This is a genomic window from Idiomarina sp. 28-8 (genome assembly GCF_000320945.2).
In the GTDB taxonomy this organism is placed as follows: domain Bacteria; phylum Pseudomonadota; class Gammaproteobacteria; order Enterobacterales; family Alteromonadaceae; genus Idiomarina; species Idiomarina loihiensis.
In genome coordinates, this window is sequence record NZ_DF266795.1 from 18125 (window position 1) to 41334 (window position 23210).

At 45.8% G+C, this 23210-nt stretch carries 26 protein-coding genes; 25 read left to right on the forward strand and 1 reads right to left on the reverse strand.

The genetic code is table 11. The annotated features are described in order from the left end of the window. Window positions 1-25 precede the first annotated feature (25 nt). The 9 genes from hisC to RJ32_RS14135 all read left to right on the forward strand — a co-directional run bounded on the left by hisC (window position 26) and on the right by RJ32_RS14135 (window position 7944). Window positions 26-1129 (forward strand): histidinol-phosphate transaminase, encoded by a 1104-nt coding sequence (hisC, locus tag RJ32_RS14095; protein WP_011234604.1) that lies wholly within the window; start codon window positions 26-28, stop codon window positions 1127-1129. After that, entirely contained in the window at window positions 1122-2411 is a 1290-nt protein-coding gene (aroA, locus tag RJ32_RS14100) for a 3-phosphoshikimate 1-carboxyvinyltransferase (protein ID WP_034823104.1), read from the forward strand. Before hisC ends, aroA begins: the two co-directional genes overlap by 8 nt. A gap of 97 nt (window positions 2412-2508) precedes the next feature. Next, window positions 2509-3201 (forward strand): (d)CMP kinase, encoded by a 693-nt coding sequence (gene cmk, locus RJ32_RS14105; protein WP_016341331.1) that lies wholly within the window; start codon window positions 2509-2511, stop codon window positions 3199-3201. A 114-nt stretch (window positions 3202-3315) separates the two neighbouring features. Beyond that, window positions 3316-4998 carry a 30S ribosomal protein S1 gene (gene rpsA, locus RJ32_RS14110; protein WP_034823106.1) on the forward strand — a complete coding sequence of 561 codons (1683 nt, stop codon included), beginning with the start codon at window positions 3316-3318 and terminating at the stop codon, window positions 4996-4998. Between the two features lie 38 nt (window positions 4999-5036). Beyond that, window positions 5037-5318: an integration host factor subunit beta gene (ihfB, locus tag RJ32_RS14115; protein ID WP_011234600.1), complete on the forward strand. Its 282-nt coding sequence runs from the start codon at window positions 5037-5039 to the stop codon at window positions 5316-5318. A gap of 74 nt (window positions 5319-5392) precedes the next feature. After that, window positions 5393-5653, forward strand: coding sequence for a lipopolysaccharide assembly protein LapA domain-containing protein (locus RJ32_RS14120; RefSeq protein WP_011234599.1), 261 nt, complete (start codon window positions 5393-5395; stop codon window positions 5651-5653). Between the two features lie 6 nt (window positions 5654-5659). After that, entirely contained in the window at window positions 5660-6817 is a 1158-nt protein-coding gene (gene lapB, locus RJ32_RS14125) for a lipopolysaccharide assembly protein LapB (RefSeq protein WP_034823108.1), read from the forward strand. A gap of 4 nt (window positions 6818-6821) precedes the next feature. After that, on the forward strand, window positions 6822-7517 hold the full coding sequence (pyrF, locus tag RJ32_RS14130) for an orotidine-5'-phosphate decarboxylase (protein ID WP_034823158.1): 696 nt from the start codon (window positions 6822-6824) through the stop codon (window positions 7515-7517). 106 nt (window positions 7518-7623) lie between these two features. After that, the gene (locus tag RJ32_RS14135) at window positions 7624-7944 is read left to right on the forward strand and encodes a ComEA family DNA-binding protein (RefSeq protein ID WP_034823110.1); all 321 of its coding nucleotides are present in this window, start codon (window positions 7624-7626) and stop codon (window positions 7942-7944) included. An 89-nt stretch (window positions 7945-8033) separates the two neighbouring features. Here RJ32_RS14135 and rne read toward each other — a convergent pair whose 3' ends face one another. Next, complete coding sequence (rne, locus tag RJ32_RS14140) at window positions 8034-10991, reverse strand: ribonuclease E (RefSeq protein WP_034823112.1); 2958 nt, start codon at window positions 10989-10991, stop codon at window positions 8034-8036. Between the two features lie 452 nt (window positions 10992-11443). Here rne and rluC point away from each other — a divergent pair, with 452 nt between their 5' ends. The 16 genes from rluC (at window position 11444) to RJ32_RS14220 (ending at window position 22989) form a co-directional block, all read left to right on the forward strand. Beyond that, window positions 11444-12391, forward strand: coding sequence for a 23S rRNA pseudouridine(955/2504/2580) synthase RluC (gene rluC / locus RJ32_RS14145; protein WP_034823114.1), 948 nt, complete (start codon window positions 11444-11446; stop codon window positions 12389-12391). Between the two features lie 15 nt (window positions 12392-12406). Further along, window positions 12407-13069, forward strand: coding sequence for an HAD-IA family hydrolase (locus RJ32_RS14150; RefSeq protein ID WP_034823116.1), 663 nt, complete (start codon window positions 12407-12409; stop codon window positions 13067-13069). Continuing rightward, window positions 13066-13662, forward strand: coding sequence for a nucleoside triphosphate pyrophosphatase (locus RJ32_RS14155; protein ID WP_034823118.1), 597 nt, complete (start codon window positions 13066-13068; stop codon window positions 13660-13662). The genes RJ32_RS14150 and RJ32_RS14155 overlap by 4 nt, the downstream gene beginning before the upstream one ends. A 51-nt stretch (window positions 13663-13713) precedes the next feature. Continuing rightward, window positions 13714-14241 (forward strand): 23S rRNA accumulation protein YceD, encoded by a 528-nt coding sequence (gene yceD, locus RJ32_RS14160; RefSeq protein ID WP_011234591.1) that lies wholly within the window; start codon window positions 13714-13716, stop codon window positions 14239-14241. 16 nt (window positions 14242-14257) lie between these two features. After that, window positions 14258-14428: a 50S ribosomal protein L32 gene (gene rpmF / locus RJ32_RS14165; RefSeq protein ID WP_011234590.1), complete on the forward strand. Its 171-nt coding sequence runs from the start codon at window positions 14258-14260 to the stop codon at window positions 14426-14428. A gap of 8 nt (window positions 14429-14436) precedes the next feature. Continuing rightward, complete coding sequence (gene plsX, locus RJ32_RS14170; protein ID WP_034823119.1) at window positions 14437-15462, forward strand: phosphate acyltransferase PlsX; 1026 nt, start codon at window positions 14437-14439, stop codon at window positions 15460-15462. Between the two features lie 16 nt (window positions 15463-15478). Then, window positions 15479-16441, forward strand: coding sequence for a beta-ketoacyl-ACP synthase III (locus RJ32_RS14175; RefSeq protein ID WP_034823120.1), 963 nt, complete (start codon window positions 15479-15481; stop codon window positions 16439-16441). A 10-nt stretch (window positions 16442-16451) separates the two neighbouring features. Then, window positions 16452-17372 carry an ACP S-malonyltransferase gene (gene fabD, locus RJ32_RS14180; RefSeq protein WP_034823121.1) on the forward strand — a complete coding sequence of 307 codons (921 nt, stop codon included), beginning with the start codon at window positions 16452-16454 and terminating at the stop codon, window positions 17370-17372. Between the two features lie 16 nt (window positions 17373-17388). Further along, complete coding sequence (fabG, locus tag RJ32_RS14185; RefSeq protein WP_011234586.1) at window positions 17389-18126, forward strand: 3-oxoacyl-ACP reductase FabG; 738 nt, start codon at window positions 17389-17391, stop codon at window positions 18124-18126. 118 nt (window positions 18127-18244) lie between these two features. Then, on the forward strand, window positions 18245-18484 hold the full coding sequence (gene acpP / locus RJ32_RS14190) for an acyl carrier protein (protein ID WP_011234585.1): 240 nt from the start codon (window positions 18245-18247) through the stop codon (window positions 18482-18484). Between the two features lie 54 nt (window positions 18485-18538). Beyond that, window positions 18539-19327 carry an aminodeoxychorismate lyase gene (gene pabC, locus RJ32_RS14195; protein WP_082815474.1) on the forward strand — a complete coding sequence of 263 codons (789 nt, stop codon included), beginning with the start codon at window positions 18539-18541 and terminating at the stop codon, window positions 19325-19327. Next, window positions 19324-20328 (forward strand): endolytic transglycosylase MltG, encoded by a 1005-nt coding sequence (gene mltG / locus RJ32_RS14200; protein ID WP_034823123.1) that lies wholly within the window; start codon window positions 19324-19326, stop codon window positions 20326-20328. The genes pabC and mltG overlap by 4 nt, the downstream gene beginning before the upstream one ends. Before the next feature lie 2 nt (window positions 20329-20330). Further along, window positions 20331-20948: a dTMP kinase gene (tmk, locus tag RJ32_RS14205; protein ID WP_034823124.1), complete on the forward strand. Its 618-nt coding sequence runs from the start codon at window positions 20331-20333 to the stop codon at window positions 20946-20948. Beyond that, on the forward strand, window positions 20948-21808 hold the full coding sequence (locus tag RJ32_RS14210) for a DNA polymerase III subunit delta' (RefSeq protein WP_034823126.1): 861 nt from the start codon (window positions 20948-20950) through the stop codon (window positions 21806-21808). Before tmk ends, RJ32_RS14210 begins: the two co-directional genes overlap by 1 nt. A gap of 23 nt (window positions 21809-21831) precedes the next feature. Continuing rightward, complete coding sequence (locus RJ32_RS14215; RefSeq protein ID WP_034823128.1) at window positions 21832-22188, forward strand: hypothetical protein; 357 nt, start codon at window positions 21832-21834, stop codon at window positions 22186-22188. Window positions 22189-22200: 12 nt separating this feature from the next. Beyond that, entirely contained in the window at window positions 22201-22989 is a 789-nt protein-coding gene (locus tag RJ32_RS14220) for a TatD family hydrolase (protein WP_034823129.1), read from the forward strand. Window positions 22990-23210 lie beyond the last annotated feature (221 nt).

The following is a 23210-nucleotide window of genomic DNA, read 5'->3' on the forward strand; positions in this document are numbered from 1 at the left end:
AGAATAAAAAAGGTAGTGAATCGCTATGGCAGAATTTAATGCATTAGAACTGGTTAATCCCGGAGTAAAGCAATTACGTCCGTATCAGGCAGGTAAGCCTACGTCTGAATTACAGCGTGAGTTAGGTCTGCAGCACGTGGTTAAGCTGGCTTCAAATGAGAACCCTCTGGGTTTGAGTGAAAAAGTGAAAACCGCGCTGGAAGCTGAGTTAACGGATTTAGTGCGTTACCCCGATGCTAACGGTTACTACCTTAAAAGTCGTCTGGCAGAACTCAACGAGGTTGGTACGCAACAAATTACTCTGGGTAACGGCTCTAACGATGTTTTAGAGATTTTAGCTCGTACCTTTGTGTCAGATAAAGACGAAGTTATTTTCTCTCAGCATGCGTTTGTGGTGTATCCGCTGGTTACTCAGGCTATTGGCGCAAAACCCGTTGCCGTTCCTGCGGTAGATTATGGCCATGATCTTGATGGTATGGCTAAAGCCGTTACCGATAAAACCAAGATGATTTTTATTGCTAACCCCAATAATCCAACGGGCACATTTTTATCAACCTCAGCACTGAAAAGCTTTCTGGACAAAATACCGCAGCATATTATTGTGGTTCTGGATGAAGCCTATTACGAGTATGTGCCGGAAGACCAGCGTGCGCCATCGGTAGAGTGGATAAAAGAATATCCTAATCTTGTGGTTAGCCGGACGTTTTCTAAAGCTTATGGCTTAGCGGGTTTGCGCGCAGGTTATGCGGTAAGCCATGAGAGCGTTGCCGATGTGCTTAACCGCATTCGCCAGCCATTCAACATGAATTCGTTATCGCTGAAAGCTGCTGAAGTCGTATTAGATGATCACGCTTATTTGCAAAAAGCCGTTGAACTAAACGCTCAGGGTATGCAGCTATTAACTGAGTTTTGTGAAGAGTCCGGACTTAACTACATTCCATCTTACGGTAACTTTTTAACCATAGAAGTTGGGCCCGGTGCTGAGAAGCTTTATGACGAACTTCTGCATGAGGGCGTTATTGTACGTCCTGTTGGCGGCTATGAGTTGCCTAATCATTTACGTGTCAGCATTGGCCTGCCTGAAGAAAACCAGGCCTTTATTAAGGCAATGAAAAAGCTGCGTGGTTAATTCTATTCATTTAGAGCCGCGACAGCATTGTCGCGGTACTGTCACCTTACCCGGTTCAAAAAGCATTGCTAACCGGGCATTGCTTATGGCTGCTTTATGCCAGACTCCCGTCATCTTACATAATTTACTGGTTAGCGACGACACCAGCCGCATGCGTGAAGCTCTTAATGCACTGGGAGTGAGCTTTGAAGATGACAAACTCATTACCCGGGTAAATGGTTTAGGAGGGGGGTGGAATAAACCGGCTTCTGAGCTCTATCTGGGAAACGCCGGCACGGCAATGCGGCCGCTCATAGCTGTGTTAGCGGCAACATTAAAAAACGAACACCAAGCGGTAGTGTTAAAAGGTGATGCCCGAATGCATGAGCGACCTGTAAAGCACTTAATTGATGCTATACAGCCTCGTGGGGCAGGAGTTAATTATCTGGGGGAGACTGGGTTCCCTCCGTTAGAAATGACTTCTGGTTTAAAGCCGGGTGACTTTGAAATTGATGGTTCGGTATCCAGCCAGTTTATCTCGGCCTTACTGATGGCACTGCCGTTACTGCCCGGTGATTCAACCCTGACATTAAAAGGGAATGTGGTTTCACGACCTTACATTGAACTGACACTGCAAATGCTGTCCGACTTTGGCATTTCGATAAAAGAAGACTCTCCTCAGTGCTACGCTATTCCTGGCGGGCAATGCTACCAGTCGCCCGGAGAATACTGGGTCGAAGGCGATGCCAGTGCTGCGTCTTATTGGATGGCTGCCGCGCTGTTAGGTAAAGGTCCGGTTGAGATTATCGGTGTTGGTAAAAACTCGATTCAGGGCGACAAACGCTTCGCCGAAGTCATTGAAGCCATGGGCGCGTCAGTGAGCTACCATAAAAACAGCATGACCGTATCCGGCACAGGAAGTGTACAGGGCATTGACCAGGACTTTAATGATATTCCCGATGCGGCAATGACAGTCGCGCTACTGGCTTTATTCGCAAATAAGCCGACGACAATTCGTAATGTCGCAAACTGGCGGGTTAAAGAAACCGACCGCCTTCATGCTATGGCAACTGAGCTGCGAAAGCTCGGTGCCACAGTCGATGAGGGCGAGGACTTTCTCCGCATTGAACCGCTGAAACACTGGCGACATATTGCAATTGATACTTATGACGATCACCGCATGGCAATGTGCTTTTCGTTAGTAGCATTTTCCTCCGCTGGAGTGACAATCAATGATCCCGGTTGTTGTGCAAAGACCTATCCCGACTATTTTTCCGAGTTTTCACGGCTCTGTCACAGTTAACTCTTAGACTCGCTGACTTTGATTAATGCAATTTTTTTACAAATGCGTATAATTGCGCGGCTAAATGCTGCGTAATGCAGAGCAATTAGAGGATTTTATGACAACTCATATTCCAGTCATTACGATTGACGGGCCGAGTGGGGCAGGAAAAGGAACTATCAGTCGATTATTGGCTGAAAAGCTAGGATGGCACTTGCTGGACAGTGGCGCAATTTATCGCGTACTGGCATTAGCGGCTTTGCACCATGATTTTACGCCGGAAGATGAAGAAAGCCTGGTGGCTTTGGCGGCGCACCTGGATGTGAAGTTTGAAGCAGAAGAGGAACGCTCATTGACACATATTATTCTTGAAGGCGAGGATGTGACCATGACCATCCGTACCGAGCAAGTGGGTAATATGGCGTCAAAAATAGCGGCTTTACCACGAGTCAGAGAAGCTCTACTGCGCCGCCAGCGTGGGTTTAAAGAGCTTCCGGGTCTGGTGGCCGACGGCCGTGATATGGGAACTGTTGTTTTCACTGATGCCGATGCCAAAATCTTTTTAACGGCTTCTGCCGAAGAGCGCGCAAGACGACGCTTTGGGCAATTGAAGGAAAAAGGTTTTGATGCTAATATTGATCAATTAGTGAACGAAATTAAAGAAAGAGATGATCGTGATACGAATCGCTCGGTGGCACCTCTTAAGCCAGCTGAGGATGCGTTGTATCTGGATTCCACTGATACGTCCATAGAGGACGTGTTGGAACAAGTATTGACGTTTGCGCACAGCAAACTCTCAAAGACTAGCTAGGGTCAGGTGACCTTAATTAGGCGTCTGTTGTAAGGAAGCGAACAGACTATTTTAATAACCCCGCTGTATACGGAAGTTCAGTGGACGTCTTATTTATAAGCGAAGTTAATTACTATGTCAGAAAATTTTGCAGAATTATTTGAAGAAAGCCTAAAGGAAGTTGAAACACGCCCGGGCTCCATTGTTAAAGGTACTATCGTTGCTATCGAAAAAGATTTGATCCTGGTTGATGCCGGCCTTAAATCAGAAAGCGCGATTCCAGCAGAACAATTCCGTAATGCAGAAGGTGAATTAGAAGTCAGCGTCGGCGACGTAGTTGACGTAGCCCTTGATGCAGTTGAAGACGGCTTTGGCGAAACCATTCTGTCTCGCGAAAAAGCGAAGCGTTATGAAGCATGGCTGCAACTGGAAAAAGCACACGAAGACAATGCAACCGTTATCGGTATTATCTCTGGTAAGGTTAAGGGTGGCTTTACAGTAGACTTAGGCGGCGTTCGCGCGTTCTTGCCTGGTTCACTGGTTGATGTACGTCCAGTACGTGAAACAACGCACCTGGAAAACAAAGATTTAGAATTCAAAGTTATCAAGCTTGATCAAAAACGTAACAACGTTGTTGTTTCTCGCCGTGCTGTTATCGAGAAAGAAAACAGTGCAGAGCGTGAAGAGCTGCTTGAAAACTTGCAAGAAGGCCAGGAAGTTCAGGGTATCGTTAAGAACCTGACTGACTACGGCGCGTTCGTTGACTTAGGCGGCGTAGATGGCTTATTGCACATTACCGATATGGCTTGGAAACGCGTTAAGCACCCAAGTGAAATCGTAAACGTTGGCGATGAAATCACTGTTAAAGTATTGAAGTTTGACCGTGAACGCACTCGTGTATCTCTTGGCCTTAAGCAGTTAGGCGAAGATCCATGGGCTGATATCGCAAACCGCTACCCAGAAGGGCATCGTTTAACTGGTCGTGTTACGAACTTGACTGATTACGGTTGCTTCGTCGAAATCGAAGAGGGTGTTGAAGGTCTTGTTCACGTATCAGAAATGGACTGGACTAACAAAAACGTTCATCCTTCTAAAGTGGTTAACCTGGACGACACTGTTGAAGTTATGGTTCTGGAAATTGACGAAGAACGTCGTCGCATTTCACTAGGCCTTAAACAGTGTAAACCTAACCCATGGGAAGAGTTTGCGAAAAACCACAATAAAGGCGAGCAAGTTACTGGTAAGATCAAGTCAATCACTGACTTTGGTATCTTCATCGGTCTTGACGGCGGTATTGATGGTTTGGTTCACTTGTCAGATATTAGCTGGAACGCTACTGGCGAAGAAGCCGTTCGTGATTACAAAAAAGGTGAAGAAGTTACCGCTGTAGTCATGCAAGTTGATGCTGAACGTGAGCGTATTTCACTGGGTATCAAGCAGCTTGAAGAAGACCCATTCAATAACTACCTGGCGGCCAATAAAAAAGGTGCTATTGTTACAGGTACAGTTACTGAAGTAGACGCTAAAGGCGCTAAAGTTGAATTAGCTGAAAGCGTTGAAGGTTATGTTCGTGCCGCTGACATTTCACGCGAGCGCGTTGAAGATGCAAGCACTGAACTGAGCGTTGGTGATTCTATTGAAGCTCGCTTCATGGGCGTTGACCGTAAAAACCGTACTCTGAGCTTGTCTATCCGTGCGAAAGACGAAGTTGAAGAGAAAGAAGCGGTTGAAAGCGTTAATAAGCAACAGGACAGTGGTTCTGGTCTTAACAGCGCAATGGCAGAAGCCTTTAAAGCTGCAAAAACTGACGACGAATAATTTACTGCACTGTTGCAGTTAATTTGAAGGAGGTAATGATGACTAAATCAGAGCTGATTGAAAGGTTAACTTTGAAGCACGAGTTACCTCCTAAGCAGGTTGAAGCTTCGGTAAAAGAGATACTCGAACAGATGGTGCAATCCTTATCGCAAGGTAAGCGCGTTGAAATTCGGGGCTTTGGAAGCTTCTCTTTGCATTATCGGGCTCCTCGTGTTGGCCGTAATCCTAAAACAGGTGATCCTGTTGAATTGGATGGAAAATATGTACCGCATTTTAAAGCGGGCAAAGAGCTTCGCGAGAGGGTCGATACATTAAGTTAGTTTTTACGCTCGATTGATAAAAACGGCATGCTATACTGGCATGCCGTTTTTTTATAACTAACAGGTAAGCAATTATGCTTAAAAAGCTGCTTATTCTCATTCCTGTATTAATCATATTTCTTTTAGCAATGGCTTTTGGTGCGCAGAACCCGCAAACCGTGGTTGTTAATCTACTGGTGCTGCAAACAGAGATGGCTGTTGCGTCGCTGCTTGCTATCTTTTTTGGTAGCGGTTTTCTGGTTGGTATTTTATTACTTTGCTTATCGAGTTTATCCTGGCGCTATCGGTATAATCGTTTAGTTAAGCGTTTAAATAAACTGGACAAGGAGAGTTAACGGCTCATGTTGGAGCTTCTCTTCCTGCTTCTACCAATTGCTGCTGCCTATGGCTGGTTCATGGGGCGTAATAGTGTTCGCACCGAAGAGCGAAAAGAGCAGAAGCGTTTCTCCAAACAGTATGCGACTGGTATAAATCTGTTGCTTTCAGATCAACCCGACAAGGCAGTTGATCTATTTGTTGAGCTGTTGGATGTCGACAGCGAAACCATTGAAACTCACTGGACCTTAGGCAAGTTATTTCGTCGCAGAGGCGAAGTTGACCGCGCAATAAAAATTCATAGAAACCTGACGTCACTTCCCAACCTGTCTGAGCACGACCGCTTAACGGCTATGTACGAGTTGGGTAAAGACTACCTTTCTGCCGGAATCTATGACCGCGCTGAACAAATGTTTGCCGGCTTACAGAGTTACAAGTTATTCCGGGAAAAAAGCCAAAAGCACCTTCTTGAGCTTTATGAGTCCACGCACGAATGGGATAAAGCCGTTAAAATAGCTTTGCGTCTGGCGAAGCAAAGCAGCCACGCGCGAGTCGTTCTCGCTCAGCTATATTGCGAACTTGCCGAATTAGACGACAATGTTCCCAGTAAAATAAAGCATTACAGCAAAGCGCTTAAACACGATAGTAATTGCGTTAGAGCGGTTCTCTCCCTGGGAAAAATCCATATGAAAGAAGGGGAGTATGGGGAGTCTATTAATTACTTAACCCGGGTGTTCGAGCAGGACAAATCATTCGTTTGCGAAACCATTCCTTTGCTAGAGGAAGCTTACGAGAAAACATCGGATACTCATACTTTTATCGAATTTCTACACAGTTGCGTTGAGCACAATGCGGGGATAACAGCCGCTATTACATTGTCAGAAAAAATCTGTGAATCACAAAGTATTGAAGACGCAGAACACTTTATGACCCATGTTTTAGAGCAGCACCCGACTATGCGCGGATTCCATCATTTAATGGGGTTACACATTCGAGCCGCTGATGTGGGCAATGCACGTGACAGCCTTCGGAGGCTGCGTAAGATGGTTCACGAGCATATAGTGCAGCGCCCCAATTATAAGTGCCGTCACTGTGGTTTCTCCGGACATACTTTATATTGGCGTTGTCCATCGTGTAAGAGCTGGGCAACAACAAAACCTATTTTTGGATTAGATGGTGAATAACAACATGGCGTTACCGAAAATTTATGTTGCATTAGATTGCCAGACACAGGAAGCCGCTGACAATTTAGTGAGTCAATTACCAGCTGGAAAAGTTGGTCTTAAAGTGGGTAAGGAATTGTTTACTGCTATTGGACCCGACTGGGTGAAAAAGCAGGTTGAGCAAGGTTTTTCAGTATTTTTAGACTTAAAGTTTCATGATATTCCAAATACAGTGGCTAAGGCGGTAACCTCAGCAGCTAAAATGGGTGTTGATATAGTGAACGTGCACGCCAGCGGCGGTACCGAAATGATGAGCGCGGCAAGGGATGCATTAAAGCAATTTGATAAACCACCTTTATTAATAGCCGTGACTGTACTCACCAGCATGAGTGATTCTGACCTAAACGAAATAGGAATTCAGGCAACTGCGGAACAGCAAGTACTTAAACTGGCAAAACTAGCGCAGCAGGCTGGCTTGAACGGCGTGGTTTGTTCTGCTCAGGAAGCTCGTATGCTGAAACGTGATTTGGGTACGTCATTTAAGCTTGTAACGCCGGGTATCCGACCTGCCAACAGTGCCACTGGTGACCAAAAGCGGGTTATGACACCAGAAGCCGCAATAGAGGCTGGAGTCGATTACATGGTTATTGGGCGACCCATTACGCAGGCAACTGACCCAACCGCCAGCGTTGCGGAGATATTAACCTCTATAGGAGAATAACTCACTTACGCCTTCGCAATGTCGTAATCTTCTAATAGGGCTAAAAACTTCGGCTATAGTGTCTTTACTGCAGTGACGCAGTGATTTTTCAATAGGGAATGACACTATGAAGCTAAAATTAATTTCCATACTTGTTGCCTCATCGCTGTTTTTAGCAGCAGGGGCGCAAGCCACTCCATTATCCGCCTTACCAAACTTATCTCCAGTAGCACAGGCTGAAGAGGTTAAAACCGTCAATATCAATACGGGTTCAGCACAAGAGATATCGGCTGTTCTGGTTGGTGTCGGTGAGAAACGGGCTGAGCAGATCATCGAGTTAAGAGAGCAACTGGGTGGTTTTACCGAAGTAGAGCAGTTACTTGATGTAAAAGGTATTGGTGCTAAAACCTTAGAGAAAAACCGAGCCTTTATTACTATTAAGCCGTGACGGCAAGTAAACTCCAGAGATAAAAAAAGGCCGGTAGTTTGTTGCTACAGGCCTTCCTATTTCCTTACTAAACTTTCGTTTAGCTCAATTTAGTCACACTTTGCCATTTCGGCATAAGAAGTCGAACGCGCCTGAGAAATACTGGCGATACGACTGTCTTTAACAAACTGAGGGCGATTATCTGATGAAGCTACAGGCAGAGCCTTAAAGGCTTCTTTGCGTTCTTCAGCTGTTGCCTTTGTCATTGCAGAAAATGATGAACCACTTAATGAACGGTTAGGTATAACCGCTTCAGTTTTCATTTGCTTGCGTTTTTGCCCCGCAGCCCGTTGATGACGAGGAGAGCGGCGAGAGCGATCTCTGCTTTTCTTCTCTTCAGCCTTAGGCTCTGGCTTTTCTTCAACAGTGTCTTCTGTCTCAGTTGGCTTTGCAGGCTCTTCAGCGGTTTCAGAGCTATTACTTTGCTCTTCTTTAGCTGGTTCTGGCACGGCTTCACTGGCTTGCTCAACTGATGCTTCTACTTTGTCATCAGATGCCACTTCAGGCTCAGCTTCAGGTTCCGCTGTGTCCGGCTTTTGTAATGTTTCGTCTGTACTGGTTTCAGTTTGTTGAGTTGCTTGAGTGTCCGCTTGAGGCGCTTTCTCTTCGGTACTCTCATCAACACTCTTCTCTACGCTCTTCTCTTCGCTCTGTTCTGCCGGAGTCGCAGATTGAGTCTGATTTTGTACCAACTCAGCAGCTGCTTGCATACGCGGATCCAGCACCTTATCAGAAATTGCTTTATTCTCGCTCTTGTCAGAACCAGATTGCTTTGCAGGTTTCTCTTTAGCCTGGGCTGGCTTTTGAGTATCTGCACCATCAGTCGACGCATCAGCAGACTTTTGAGCTGGCTGCGTTGGTTCTTTAGTTTCTACTGAATCGCCAGTCGATGAAACGCGAACGGATTTTTCAATCGGCTTACGTTGACGACGAGGTTTATCCTGAACAGCTTTAGCCTCTTTTGGCTTTTCTGCTTCAGCCGGGCTATCAACTTGCTCGTTCTTAGCCGCTTCTGGTTTTGGCTGTTGCTGATTTTTATTGCTGCGGCCACGACGTCTGCGATCGTTACGGTTGCGACTATTACGGTTACCTGCGTCATCGCGAGATTCCGTTGATTTATCTTCTGTAGCTGCAGAGGTGTTTTCTTTACTGGCTTCCTTGTCCTTACCCGCTGACTGGTTGCGGCCTCGCTGCTGGCGGTTTCCTGAGCGGCGATTACGGCCACGACGTTGCTGATTCCGCTGGTTCTGAGCATTGCGTTCTTTTTCTTTCTCAGCTTCAGCCTGTTTCTGTGCTTCATCTGAACCAAATAAGCCAGAGAACCAGGTCGCTAAACGACTCAACAAGGATGGTTGAGCTGCTTTTTTCTCTTCAACTTTAGGAGCCGGTGCTGGCGTAGGAGCTGCACTCGGTGCCTGAAGGCCTTTTAATGCAGGCTCTTCAAATTTAGCTTTATCCTGAGTCAAAGTAATAGAAACCGTAGATTCAGTTTGCTCCGGTTTTTGCACCAACTCAAAACTGGCCGATTCCGGAACTTCGTCATCACGAATACGTAACACTTCAAAGTGAGGTGTTTCCATATGGTGATTCGGGATAATAACGATTTTCACGTTATGACGCTTTTCAATATGATTTACGGATTGACGCTTTTCATTGAGCAAATAAGTTGCGACATCGACCGGAACCTGAGCATGCACCTGAATGGTGTTGTCTTTTATGGCTTCTTCTTCAATCAAGCGCAAGATCGACAGAGCTAAAGAATCGCTCGAACGTATAGTTCCCTGACCATTACAACGAGGGCAAACATTGTTTGCTGATTCGCCCAGCGAAGGACGTAAACGCTGACGAGACATTTCCATCAAGCCAAAGCGCGAAATGCGGGCTACCTGAATACGCGCTCTGTCCTGAGATAAGCTATCGCGTAAACGATTTTCAACATCACGTTGATGGCGGGCAGGGGTCATATCAATAAAGTCGATAACCACTAAGCCGCCAACGTCGCGTAAACGCAACTGACGTGCTATTTCTTCGGCTGCTTCAAGGTTGGTCTGCAATGCCGTTTCTTCGATATCGCCACCTTTAGTTGCACGTGACGAGTTAATATCGATGGATGTCAGTGCTTCGGTTGGGTCGATAACAATTGAACCACCTGACGGAAGGCGGACTTCGCGCTGGAATGCAGATTCAATTTGGCTTTCAATCTGGTAGTGACTGAAAAGCGGAACATCGCCTTCGTATTGTTTTACGCGTTGTAAAAAATCCGGACGAATAAGCTGTATATGACTACGGACTTGCTCGTAAACTTTCGGGCTATCGATGAGAACTTCACCGATGTCTCGGCGCAGGTAATCGCGTAAGGCGCGGAAAATAACGTTGCTTTCCTGATGAATAAGGAAAGGAGCAGGGCGCTCGTCAGCAGCTTTGCTAATGGCTTCCCAATGATTAAGCAGAACATTCAAGTCCCACTCAAGCTCTTCTTTTGACTTGCCTACACCGGCGGTACGGACGATCAGTCCCATTTCTTTAGGAACATTGAGGTCAGATAGCGCTTCTTTTAGTGCTGAACGTTCATCGCCCTCAATACGGCGAGATATACCACCGGCTCGGGGGTTGTTCGGCATGAGCACCAAATAGCTGCCAGCCAGGGAAACAAAGGTAGTTAAGGCGGCGCCTTTTTGGCCTCGCTCTTCTTTGTCTATTTGAACAATAACTTCCTGGCCTTCTTTAACCACATCTTTGATGTTGGGGCGACCCTGGAAGGTATAACCTTGTGGAAAATAGGTTTTAGCTATTTCTTTAAGAGGAAGGAAGCCGTGGCGTTCTGCGCCATAATCGACAAAGGCAGCTTCGAGACTTGGCTCTATGCGTGTGATTTTGCCTTTATATATGTTTGCTTTTTTCTGTTCGTGACCAGGGCTTTCAATATCTAAATCGTAAAGGCGCTGACCGTCAACCAGCGCAACACGCAACTCTTCTAATTGCGTGGCATTAATTAGCATTCTTTTCATTACTGTGACTCAATTCTTTGGGCCACAATATGACACGCCCCAATGGCGATCGTGCAATTATCGAATTCGTCTGTCGCTGCAAGCCCTTTGGGACCTGCGTTACCCGTCATCTACAACGTGTAACTAAAATGAGTTTGACTGTGCCGATAACACCAACTGTTCGGTGTCATATTGTCGCTAAATTTTACGTCTGCAATCGATTATGAAACAAAGCGTATTCAATGTGCTGTGTTCTTCTCCGTGCCATCAACATCTCGGCTAGTCACTTCATTAGACTTTAAAACCGTACGCTGATGTGGATAATGCGTCGCTCTGTTATTTCGATTGCGCGAAATATATTCTTCGTCTGCCATCTTCGATGGGCTTTGACACTTAATTATTCCATGAAAACCACTGAAAATACAAGCAACAATTTCGCTGTTGAATCTTGTAGATGATGGTAAAATAGCGGCATGAAAACAATTCAACAAGAAGTACGCTGGCATACTGTCTCTGCAGAAGAGTCAGGGCAGCGAATAGATAACTTTCTCATTGCGCAATTACGCGGTGTACCTAAGTCTTTGGTGTACCGAATTGTTCGTAAAGGTGAAGTGCGAGCGAATAAAAAGCGGATAAAACCGGACTATAAGTTAAAGGAAGGAGACCTCATTCGCATTCCTCCGGTAAAAGTGAGTGAAAGGCCTGACCTTCCGTCTGCTAATTTAGAGCAGGTTGCAGCTCTGGAGCACGCGATCCTCTATGAAGATGACGCTTTGATGTTAATTAATAAACCATCAGGAGTCGCCGTACATGGCGGCTCCGGGTTGCAGTTCGGTCTTATTGAAGGCTTAAGAGCGCTGCGGCCAAAAGAGAAAAGCTTAGAGCTGGTTCACCGAATAGACCGCGACACCAGTGGCTTGTTGCTGGTTGCTAAAAAACGTTCAGTGCTGAGAAGTTTGCATGAACAGTTGCGTAACAAAGAAATGAATAAGCAATATCTGGCGTTGGTTCGCGGTCAATGGCAAAAACGGGTTCGCAGTGTTGAGGCGCCGTTAAAAAAGAACACCTTAAAATCTGGCGAGAGAATTGTACGCGTTGATGCAGAAGGCAAAGCCTCTTTGACGCGTTTCAGAATTCAGCAAAGGTATAAGGAAGGGACATTAGTTGAAGCGTCGCCAGTTACCGGCCGCACCCATCAAATTCGTGTTCACGCGTTACACGCCGGTCATCCTATAGCGAAAGATCCTAAGTACGGTGATACAGATTTCGATAACACTATGTCTAGGCTTGGGTTAAACCGACTGTTTTTGCACGCCTGGCAGCTGCGTTTTCTGCATCCTGTTACAGGAAAAGAAGTGGCTTTTGAAGCCCCTCTGGATGACAACTTACAGCAAACGTTAAAGCAGCTGACGGCACAATAATAAGGACAGCTTATAATGATGTACGATAAGCGACTTGTGGTGTTTGACTGGGACGGCACTTTAATGGACTCCATTGGCCGAATTGTGTCATCTATGCAAAATACAGCGCAGCATACGGGGTTACCCGTTCCGACCGAGGTTTCAGTCAGAGATATTATTGGTTTAAGCCTTGAACCTGCAATAGAGAAACTGTTCGGCGTGCTTAACGCGGCACAACTGAATAATTTTTTGACTCAGTATCGTGATGAATATGTCGACTTGAATACAACGCCGTCGCCATTATTTCACGATGCAAAAGCGATGCTTTCTCAGTTATCCAGTGCCGGTTATCGTTTGGCCGTTGCGACGGGCAAGGCTCGGCGTGGATTGCAACGAGTCTGGGCGGAAAGTGAAACCGAACATTACTTTGATACTTCGCGGTGCGCCAGTGAAACTAAAGGTAAGCCTGACCCCCAGATGCTTTATGAAATTATGAATGAACTTAAAACTCAGCCTGAACACACCCTAATGGTTGGAGACTCTGTTCACGATATGAAAATGGCGGTTGCCGCTGGTGTACAGGCAATTGGTGTAAGCTTTGGCGTGCATGACGCTGAACGTTTGCGCGAAGCCGGTGCTACAATAGTGGTCGATTCGCTTTCAGAGCTCAGCAATAAACTTGTCAGGGAGACATTATGACGTTGCCATTAATTCTGGGATCAGGTTCTAAGTACCGTCGCGAAATTTTAGATAGACTGCATTTGAACTACGATGTTGTGAAGCCGGACATAGATGAGAGTGCGATTAGCTCAGAAAGCCCACAACAGTTAGTGGGGCGTTTAGCAGAAGCAAAAGCCCGGGCAGTTGAGAAGAGAATGACTTACGATAACGCTATTATTATTGGTTCCGACCAGGTTGCTGTTTGTGATGGCAATATTTTAGGTAAACCCGGCAACCATGAAAATGCGGTGCGACAATTGTCCAGCTTTATTGGTAAAACAGTAACCTTTTATACTGGGCTGGCTGTTTTTAATACAGAGGCTCAACAATGCGAAGTAAGAGTAGAGCCGTTTGAAGTTGAGTTTCGTCAATTGACTGCCGAAGAAATAGAACGTTACGTTGAACTTGAAAACCCCTTTGATTGTGCCGGCAGCTTCAAAAGCGAAGGGCTGGGAATCAGTTTGTTCAGTGGTTTAAAAGGCAACGACCCCAATACACTCATCGGGTTACCAGCTATCGCTTTACTGGATATGTTGAGAACTCACGGAATTAACCCTCTAAATAAGGATTAACGACAGATTTCCCTTGTCAGTAAAGCGGAACTTCGTTAACATTCGCGCGCTATGCAAAAAGTTCGTATTCCCGTAACAGTAGACCCAGTCAAAAGTGCCAACAAGAAAGTGGCATATGATGGGGTTGTGCCTGGAAAAACATTAACAAGACTTCAGGAAAGTTTGGTAGAACCTTGCCCCGATCCTGAGGCCAGTGTTGAGTTTGGAATTGATGAGCAGGGCATTAGTTATTTTACAGGGAAAGCAAAAGTTGCTGTAAAGGTACTTTGTGAACGCTGTAATACGCCCCTGGATGTTGATATTCTCGCGCAATTTGCGTATGCTCCTGTCACTAAGCGACAGGTGGCAGATGACTTTCCCGATAGCTACGAAGCTATTGAGGTAAACGACTTTGGAGAAGTTAACCTGCATGGGCTTGTTGAAGACGAATTAATTCTGGCTATGCCAATAGTTCCTAAGCACGACGCTAAGGCATGTCAGGTGGATCGTGATGCGATGACGTGGGGCGAAATTGACGAATCAGCTGCTGAAGAGTCTGAGAACCCGTTTGCCGTATTGCAAGAATTGAAGCGTAAATAATCAGGAGATAGCGTAAATGGCTGTTCAAAAAAGTAAGAAAAGTCGTTCAAGACGCGACATGCGTCGTTCACACGATGCAATAGACGGCCCAACACTGTCGGTTGACTCAACTACGGGTGAGACGCATCGTCGTCACCACGTAACAGCCGACGGTTATTATAAGGGTCGTAAGGTCGTTAACAAGTAAGACAGGCCATGCCTGAACTGAACATAGCGATTGATGCAATGGGGGGCGATAATGGCCCCTCTATTGTTATAGAAGCCCTGGAAAAAGCGGTTCATCGGTATCCCGATGTTAAATTCACCGTTGTCGGGCATGAGCAACAACTCACCCCGTTACTCGATAAATTCAATTTAAGCTCGCATCCTTCCATAAATCTTGTTCATGCAGAACAAGTTATCGAAATGGATGATAAACCGGGCCAGTCTCTGCGTAGTAAACCTGAGTCCTCCATGCGCGTTGCGCTGCAAACCCTAACCGACGGTAATTGTCAGGCAATGGTAAGCGGTGGCAATACTGGCGCGTTGATGACTAATGCTTACTTTACACTTAAAACGCTTCCTGGCGTGTTGCGCCCGGCGTTGATGACGGCTTTGCCGAATCAAACCGGCGGAAAATCTTATTTGCTTGATTTAGGTGCTAATGCCAGCTGTGATTCAGAAACCTTGTTTCAGTTTGGTGTTATGGGTGCTGTGGCCGCTGAATATTTATCGGGTGTACCAGCTCCTAAAATTAGCCTGTTAAATATGGGTGAAGAAGACATCAAAGGTAATGATGTTGTGCGCAATGCAGCGGCCAGACTCGCTCAATGTGAGCAGCTAAACTACATTGGTTTTATTGAAGGTAATCATTTATTTAGTGGCAGAGCTGATGTTGTGGTTTGTGATGGTTTTGTCGGTAATGTTGCACTTAAAAGCTGCGAAGGTCTGGCAACATTCATTATCGATCAAATGCGGGACACACTAAACTCGCACTGGCTTTATCGTTTTTTCTTTCGTTTTTTACAAAAACGGACGCACAAGTCCTGGGATAGGCTGAAGCCCGACCACTACAATGGTGCGAGTCTGATAGGATTGCGCCATGTCGTGATAAAAAGTCACGGTAGCGCTAGCGCCGGCGCTTTTTATAGTGCAATTCAACAAGCCGTCGCAGAAGCGCATGAACAGCTTCCTGAGCGAATTAAACATCGTGTCGAAGCAGTCTTATCAGAACAGCTGTAATCAGTTAAGTAGCGCTATGACTTATGCAAAAATTGTTGGTACCGGGCACTATCTGCCCGAGCAACGGCTTACTAATGAAGAACTCTCCCAGCGGGTTGACACGTCTGACGAATGGATAACAGAAAGAACCGGTATTAAAGAACGGCGCATTGCGGCACCTAATGAAACCGCAGCGACTGTAGGTTATGAAGCGGCAAAAGAAGCACTGGCTGCCGCCGGTTTAAGCCCCCGCGATATCGATATGATTGTGGTGGCGACCACATCGGCCGAGCACGCTTTTCCTAGTGCGGCCTGTGAAATTCAACGAATGCTGGGCGTCACATCTATTCCAGCTTTCGACGTCGGAGCGGCATGCTCTGGTTTTATTTATGCGCTTTCTGTCGCTGATCAGTTTATTAAAAGTGGGCAGCACCGACGTATCCTGGTCATCGGCACTGATGTACTGGCGCGCTTATGTGACCCTGATGATCGTAACACCGTGGTGCTTTTTGGTGATGGTGGAGGAGCGGTTGTCCTGGAGCAAAGTGATACTCCCGGAATTATCTCCACTCATCTATTTAGTGCAGGCGAATACAGCCACTTGTTAGGAGCCAAACAAGCCTCCAGAGGGGCCGACCGCGGCACAGAAAACGCCTGGATGTACATGAAGGGTAACGAAGTCTTTAAAGTTGCGGTTTCAAAACTCAGTAGCCTGGTAACCGAAACTTTAGCGGAAAATCAATTACAGGCGCATGATCTGGATTGGCTGATTCCGCATCAGGCAAACTTACGCATTATTAATGCAACAGCGAAAAAGTTACAAATGCCGATGGAGCGCGTGGTAATTACTCTGGACTCAACAGGGAATACTTCTGCGGCATCGGTACCAATTGCACTTGATTGGGCGGTTAAGGACGGACGCATTAAGCGTGGTCAGAAGCTCTTGTTAGAGGCTTTTGGCGGCGGCTTTGCGTGGGGTTCAGCGCTCGTTCAATACTAAGAGGATGATTATGACTAAAACGGCATTGTTATTTCCGGGGCAAGGCTCTCAAAGCGTTGGTATGTTAAGTGACTTGTCGAATGATTTCGCATTAGTGAAAGAAACATTCGCAGAGGCCAGCAGTGTTTTGGGTTATGACCTTTGGCAGTTGGTACAACAGGGACCTGAGCAGCAGTTGAATGAAACGCAACGGACACAGCCTGCGTTATTAACTGCCAGCGTTGCACTATACCGTGTAGCTAAAGAGAAAGGGTTGGCCGACGTTACCGTTATGGCCGGGCATAGTCTGGGTGAGTATTCAGCGCTAGTATGTGCCGGAGCATTAGAATTTACTGACGCGGTTAAACTTGTAGCCCTGCGCGGCGAGTTTATGCAGCAAGCCGTAGCCGAAGGTGAAGGCGCTATGGCCGCGGTTATTGGCCTGGAAGATGCCGAAATTGAAAAAATTTGTTTAGAGCAGGCAGGAGAACAAATAGTAACTCCGGTTAATTATAATTCGCCGGGGCAGGTGGTTATAGCAGGACATGCAGACGCCGTAGCTCGCGCTGCAGAAGCTTTAAAGGAAGCCGGGGCTAAACGGGTTTTGCCATTACCTGTTAGCGTGCCGTCACACTGTGCTTTGATGCAGCCAGCAGCCAGTCAATTGGCCGACGCGTTAAAGTCGATAAAGTTGAAACAGCCACACACCCCGGTCATTAATAATGTGGACGTTGCAATAGCCGATAGCGAAGATGCCATTAAAGATGCCTTGGTGCGTCAGCTCTATCGCCCTGTCCGCTGGACTGAAACGATTGAACAGATTGCGAAATTGGATGTCGAAACAGCCTATGAAGTTGGTCCGGGAAAAGTACTGACTGGATTAAACAAGCGTATTACTAAGGCTTTTGGTTGTAGTGCGTTGAATACGCTAGACTCTTTGAACTCACTTTAATAAAAAGGTTATTTACGTGCAAAACTTTGAAAATAAAGTCGCATTAGTTACAGGCGCAAGCCGGGGAATAGGAAAAGCAATAGCTGAACTGCTTGCTAGTCAGGGAGCGAAAGTCATTGGTACAGCGACCTCTGATAAAGGTGCAGCTGCAATCTCCGAATATCTTGGTTCAAAAGGCAAGGGCCTGGCGTTGGATGTAACCGATTCTGATAGTCTGCAGCAGGTTATTAAAGAGATTGAATCAGAGTACGGTTCTATTGATATTCTGGTGAATAACGCCGGCATTACCCGCGATAACCTGATGATGCGAATGAAAGACGACGAATGGGATGCTGTCTTAAACACGAACTTGTCAGCCGTATTTAAAGTTTGTAAGGCGGTTGTACGCGGCATGATGAAGCGGCGTAATGGCCGTATTATTAATATCAGTTCAGTTGTTGGCACAACAGGAAACCCGGGGCAGGTTAACTATTGTGCGGCGAAAGCCGGACTGGTTGGTTTCAGTAAGGCAATGGCTAAAGAAGTTGCAGCGCGCGGCATTACCGTGAACTGTGTTGCGCCTGGCTTTATTGATACAGATATGACAAAAGCTCTGAATGATGAGCAAAAACAGGCTATTTTTGATAATATTCCGGCAGCACGTTTAGGCGAGCCAAAGGAAATTGCTGCTGCGGTAGCATTTTTAGCATCAGAAGGTGCAGCTTATATCACTGGTGAAACCATTCACGTTAATGGTGGTATGGCGATGGTTTAAGGGGTTAGCGGTACGACCTCTTAACTTTATGCTATTTTTTACTTTATTAATGAGGCTGGTTTCACTACACTACAGCCAATTTTCACTCTCGCGATGACTATTGAGGGATTTTATAATCATGAGTACTATTGAAGAACGCGTTAAAAAAATCATTGTTGAACAATTAGGTGTTAAAGAAGAAGAAGTTAAGCCTGAAGCGTCATTTGAAAATGACCTGGGTGCTGATTCTTTAGACACAGTTGAACTGGTAATGGCTTTGGAAGAAGAATTTGAAACTGAAATTCCAGACGAAGAAGCTGAAAAAATTAAAACAGTTCAATCAGCTATCGATTACGTAAATAATCATTCTAACGACTAATTTGTCGTAGAACGTGATATAAAAGGCGGAGCCATTGGTTCCGCCTTTTTTGTTATGACAATAAGAAAAATACTACTTAATAATACGCCTTTCCATTGTTCTGAAATAGACAGAGGGCTGCAGTTCGGTGACGGGCACTTTACAACCATACGAGTTGTTCAAGGTGTGCCTTTGCATATAAAGCGACATTTGAACCGACTGTCTGAAGCTAATACCCGTTTATTTATAAACCATCCAAACTTTAACTTTTTGCATCAGCGTATCCTTAACGCTTGTGATGGCATTGAAAACGGTGTGTGTAAGGTTATTGTCACTAGAGGTTATGGTGGCCGAGGGTATGGCTTTTCAGACGGCGCAGTGGCGAATGAATATATTCAGGTAAGTGATGCTCCGGGTAACCTTAAATCGGTTAGTCTTGGTGTTGCTGAATTGAACTTAGCCAGACAACCTAAGCTGGCCGGTTTAAAAACATTAAATAGGCTGGAGCAGGTTCTGTTGACTCAGGAGCGCAGCGTTTCTGAATATGACGATTTACTGGTCTGCGACTCGGAAGGTAATGTTGTCGAAGCCATACAGGGAAATGTTTTTTGGTACAAACAAGGGCAATGGTACACCCCCGATCTGAGTTTTTCCGGTGTACAAGGAATTATTCGCCAGTTGATTATTGATGAAGACATGCTTGCGCCTTTGCGTATCGGTCATTTTTCATTGAATGAGTTAGCTGACGTTGAGCAGATTATCCTCAGCAACAGTGTCAGAGGCGCTGTTACGGTCACTCAGTTTAATGGTAAAGTATTGGATAAGAGTAAATTGCCGGCGGTATTAGAGCAGCTTATATTATGAAAAAACGTCTTATTTTAGCGCTGCTTGTTGCAGCTTTTGTGGTTTCGGTCGTGGCTGTCTTTGTATCCGGGCGCTGGTATTTATCTCAGCCAATACAAAGTGACGCTAGTACGCCTCTATTGTTAGATTTTAGAGGAGGAGCAACTGCCCGTAGCGTAACCATTCAAGTAACAGAGCACTTTGAGAAGGGGAACTCTGCATTAATTTATCGCCTGAGTCAGGTTTTTGACGATGTCGACCATTTGCAAGCTGGCCTTTATGAAATTAACGGACAACAAAGCTGGTTTGATGTCTGGAGTATGTTGACTCAAGGGCGGGAAAAAACCTTTACTGTGACTCTGGTTGAAGGATTGACTCTCGAGCAGTGGAGAGCTCAACTAAAACAGCTACCTTACCTAAAAGATGAGTCTTCTGAATTGGATCCGGCGGAACTCAGGCAAAAGCTGGGCGTTACAGAAACCTCTATTGAAGGTGTTTTATTACCTGAAACCTACAGTTACAGAGCTTACACAACGGATATTGCTATTCTGAAGCAAGCGTACCAATCTATGCAGCAGGTGCTGGAAAATGCCTGGCAAGAGCGTTCAGATAGATGCCCTGTAAACTCACCTTACGAATTGCTGATACTGGCTTCTATTATTGAGAAAGAAACCGGTTTGGCCGATGAACGTCCGCTGGTTGCAAGCGTATTTGCCAATCGTTTAGCTGTCGGCATGCGGTTGCAGTCTGATCCGACGACAATCTATGGTATTGAAAATTTTGACGGCAATCTGACTCGTACTCATTTGCGCGAGAAAACAGAATACAATACTTATCGAATTAACGGATTACCGCCAACACCAATTGCGATGCCCGGCAAAGCCTCAATTAAAGCAGCAGCAAATCCGGCACGTTCTCCGTACTATTATTTTGTTGCGGATAAATCAGGTGGCCATGTTTTCTCGGAAACACTGGAAGAACATCAACAGGCTGTACGCCGATATCAACTGAATCAAGAGTGATTATGTCAGGAAAGTTTATTGTTATTGAAGGACTCGAAGGAGCCGGTAAAAGTTCGGCTATCGCAAGTGTTGTCACGCATCTTCAGGCGAAAGGAATTCAGGTTGAAACAGTTCGTGAACCAGGCGGTACACCGTTAGCGGAATCGCTGCGGGATCTGGTAAAAAAGAAGTGGGAAGAAAAAGTCAGCCCCACGACAGAGCTTTTACTTATGTATGCCAGCCGGGTTCAGCTGGTGGATAATATTATAAAACCCGCGTTATCCAAAAACCGTTGGGTTATTGGTGATCGCCATGATTTATCTTCCAGAGCCTACCAGGGAGGAGGGCGCGAACTCGGTGATGAATTGTTGCAAAAGATCCGGAAAATCACTTTAGGGAATTTCACCCCAGATTTAACACTACTACTTGATGTTGAAGAAAAGAAAGGTCTTGAGCGAGCGCGTGAGCGAGGGGAGCTGGATCGTATTGAAGAAGAAGATTTAGCCTTTTTTCAACGAACCCGGCAACGCTATTTGAATATTGCAGCTAAAGATCCGAACATTATTGTTATTGATGCAAACCAGTCGATGCTGGATGTACATCAGTCAATATTGAGAGCAATTGAGGAGTATCTGTTTTAATGGCTTTTCCGTGGCTGCGAGAACCCTGGTTGAGACTAGTAACAAGTGCTGAAGCCGGGCGGCTGGCTCATGCTTATTACTTACAGCATAATATTGACGGCGGTTCGACCAAGTTTATTCAGCGCCTGAATCAATTTCTGTTGTGTAAGCAACCAGGAAAAAGTGCCTGCGGGAAATGCAAATCTTGTTTACTTTACCTATCTGGTAATCATCCGGACACCTGGACTATTGACGGAGCCCAGGTTAATCGAATAGGTGTTGATACGGTACGTGAACTGCAACAAAACGTAACGCAGACAGCGAACCAGAACGGATTAAAAGTCGCGGTCATACTCGAAGCAGAAAAAATGACAGAACAGGCAGGCAACGCACTGCTGAAAGTGCTGGAAGAACCTCCGGCCGATACACACTGGCTGGTTTCAACTAAAGACGCAGAGCGCTTATTGCCCACCTTAAGAAGCCGCATGCAGTGGCTGAGCATTGCCTACCCGACAACGGTACAAAGCGACGAGCAGCTGACTTTTGCCGGGCAGCTGCTGGCCGGACTACGGGGACAGCAGGAATTCCCCCTGTTAAAAGATAAAGATGGCGCATTAAGCTGGCTGGATGTTTCCGAGAACTTATTAATGGATTGGTTGTTGATTAGCCAACGAGCTGCGGCTACGCGTTTGCGTTATCAACAATTGGCGGACGAATTACAACACATCAGCAACTATGAGTGGGTCAATGTCGCGCAACTGAGTGAATGGGTATCCGAATGCCGACAGCTACGTCAGCGATATCAGGGCTCAACCGGTATCAATTTGCCGTTATTATTAAGTTTTGCCTGGAGTCGCTGGTCAAATACTCTTTCAGCGTAGCGACTCCGTAAAACGGAGTTGTCATGCTGACGCTAAAATTAAGCCCACAATCCGCAACAGAGCTTGCTGCTCATGTTGTTCCCGAATTTCAGTCCCTTACTTTGCTGATCAACAGCGAAACAACCGATATTGCGGTAGATGACAGAGCCAGATTAGAGTTCCAATGGCCGGACATAGAAGGTAAACCTCTATGTTTAGAGGTGAGCGTGGTTTTTCGTTTTGAGGCTGGAGAACTAAAGAACTGGTTGGCTGTCGCTGTTCTGCCTTCACAGCAAGCCTTGATTCATCATCTTCGTTACCTTTGCCGCCATCATACAAACGAATATGGTAAACTCTTCCACCAACTGGTTAACGACTTTTGTCACTCAAATCAACGCTAAGTGGAGCTATCTATGTTCGTCGACTCACACTGTCATTTGGATAAAATCAACCCTGAAAAAGCGGGTGCCGATTTAAAAGAAATTGTTGCAGCGGCACGTGCGAATAAGGTTGAATACATGCTGTGTGTATGCGTTACCCTCGAAGACTTTCCAGCCATGCAGGCTGCTGTGGCCGAATTCGATGATGTTTCAATTTCTTGTGGTGTGCATCCTCTGTATGTGAAAGACAGTAAGACTCCAATAGCTGAGTTAGGTGCTAAATTGCGTGAGCTAACAGCACTGAATAGCGTTGTTGCGGTAGGAGAGACCGGGCTCGATTACTTTTATCACCCTGAATCAAAAGTACTACAGCAGGAGAATTTCGAGCAACATATTGAAATAGCCAACGACGTCAACAAACCACTGATTATTCATACGCGCGATGCTCAGCAGGACACCTTGTCATTATTAAGAAATGGCCATGCTGAAAAGCCTGGTGGTGTCTTGCATTGTTTTACCGAGTCTCTTGAGATGGCAAAAAAAGCCATTGATGATCTCGATTTCTTTATTTCTATTTCCGGTATTGCTTCGTTCCGGAACGCTCAGGAACTGCGTGACACAATCAAAGCATTGCCACTGGAAAAACTTTTAATTGAGACCGACAGTCCCTGGTTAGCGCCGGTTCCTCATCGTGGTAAAGAGAACCAGCCAGCCTATGTTGTCGACGTTGCAAAATGCGTGGCTGACGTAAAAGGCATTACGTTAGAAGAGGTGGCTAAGACCACGACAGCTAACTATTATAAACTGTTCGCTAACTCTTAATTAGCTGTGTATAACCTGTGTTCTTTTTGGTTAAAATTATTCAAAAACAGTAAGATAAAAAATTTCTTAAAAAAATTAGACATCCCTTTGATATTGTCTAAACTGAAGTTTACCGAATGAATTTTATGCGACCTAATGCAGTGTTTTTGTCATGAGTTAGCGCACGGCTCAACCTTTGAGCCATTCCCCTATACCCGGAACAATCTGGATTGGTTCCGGGT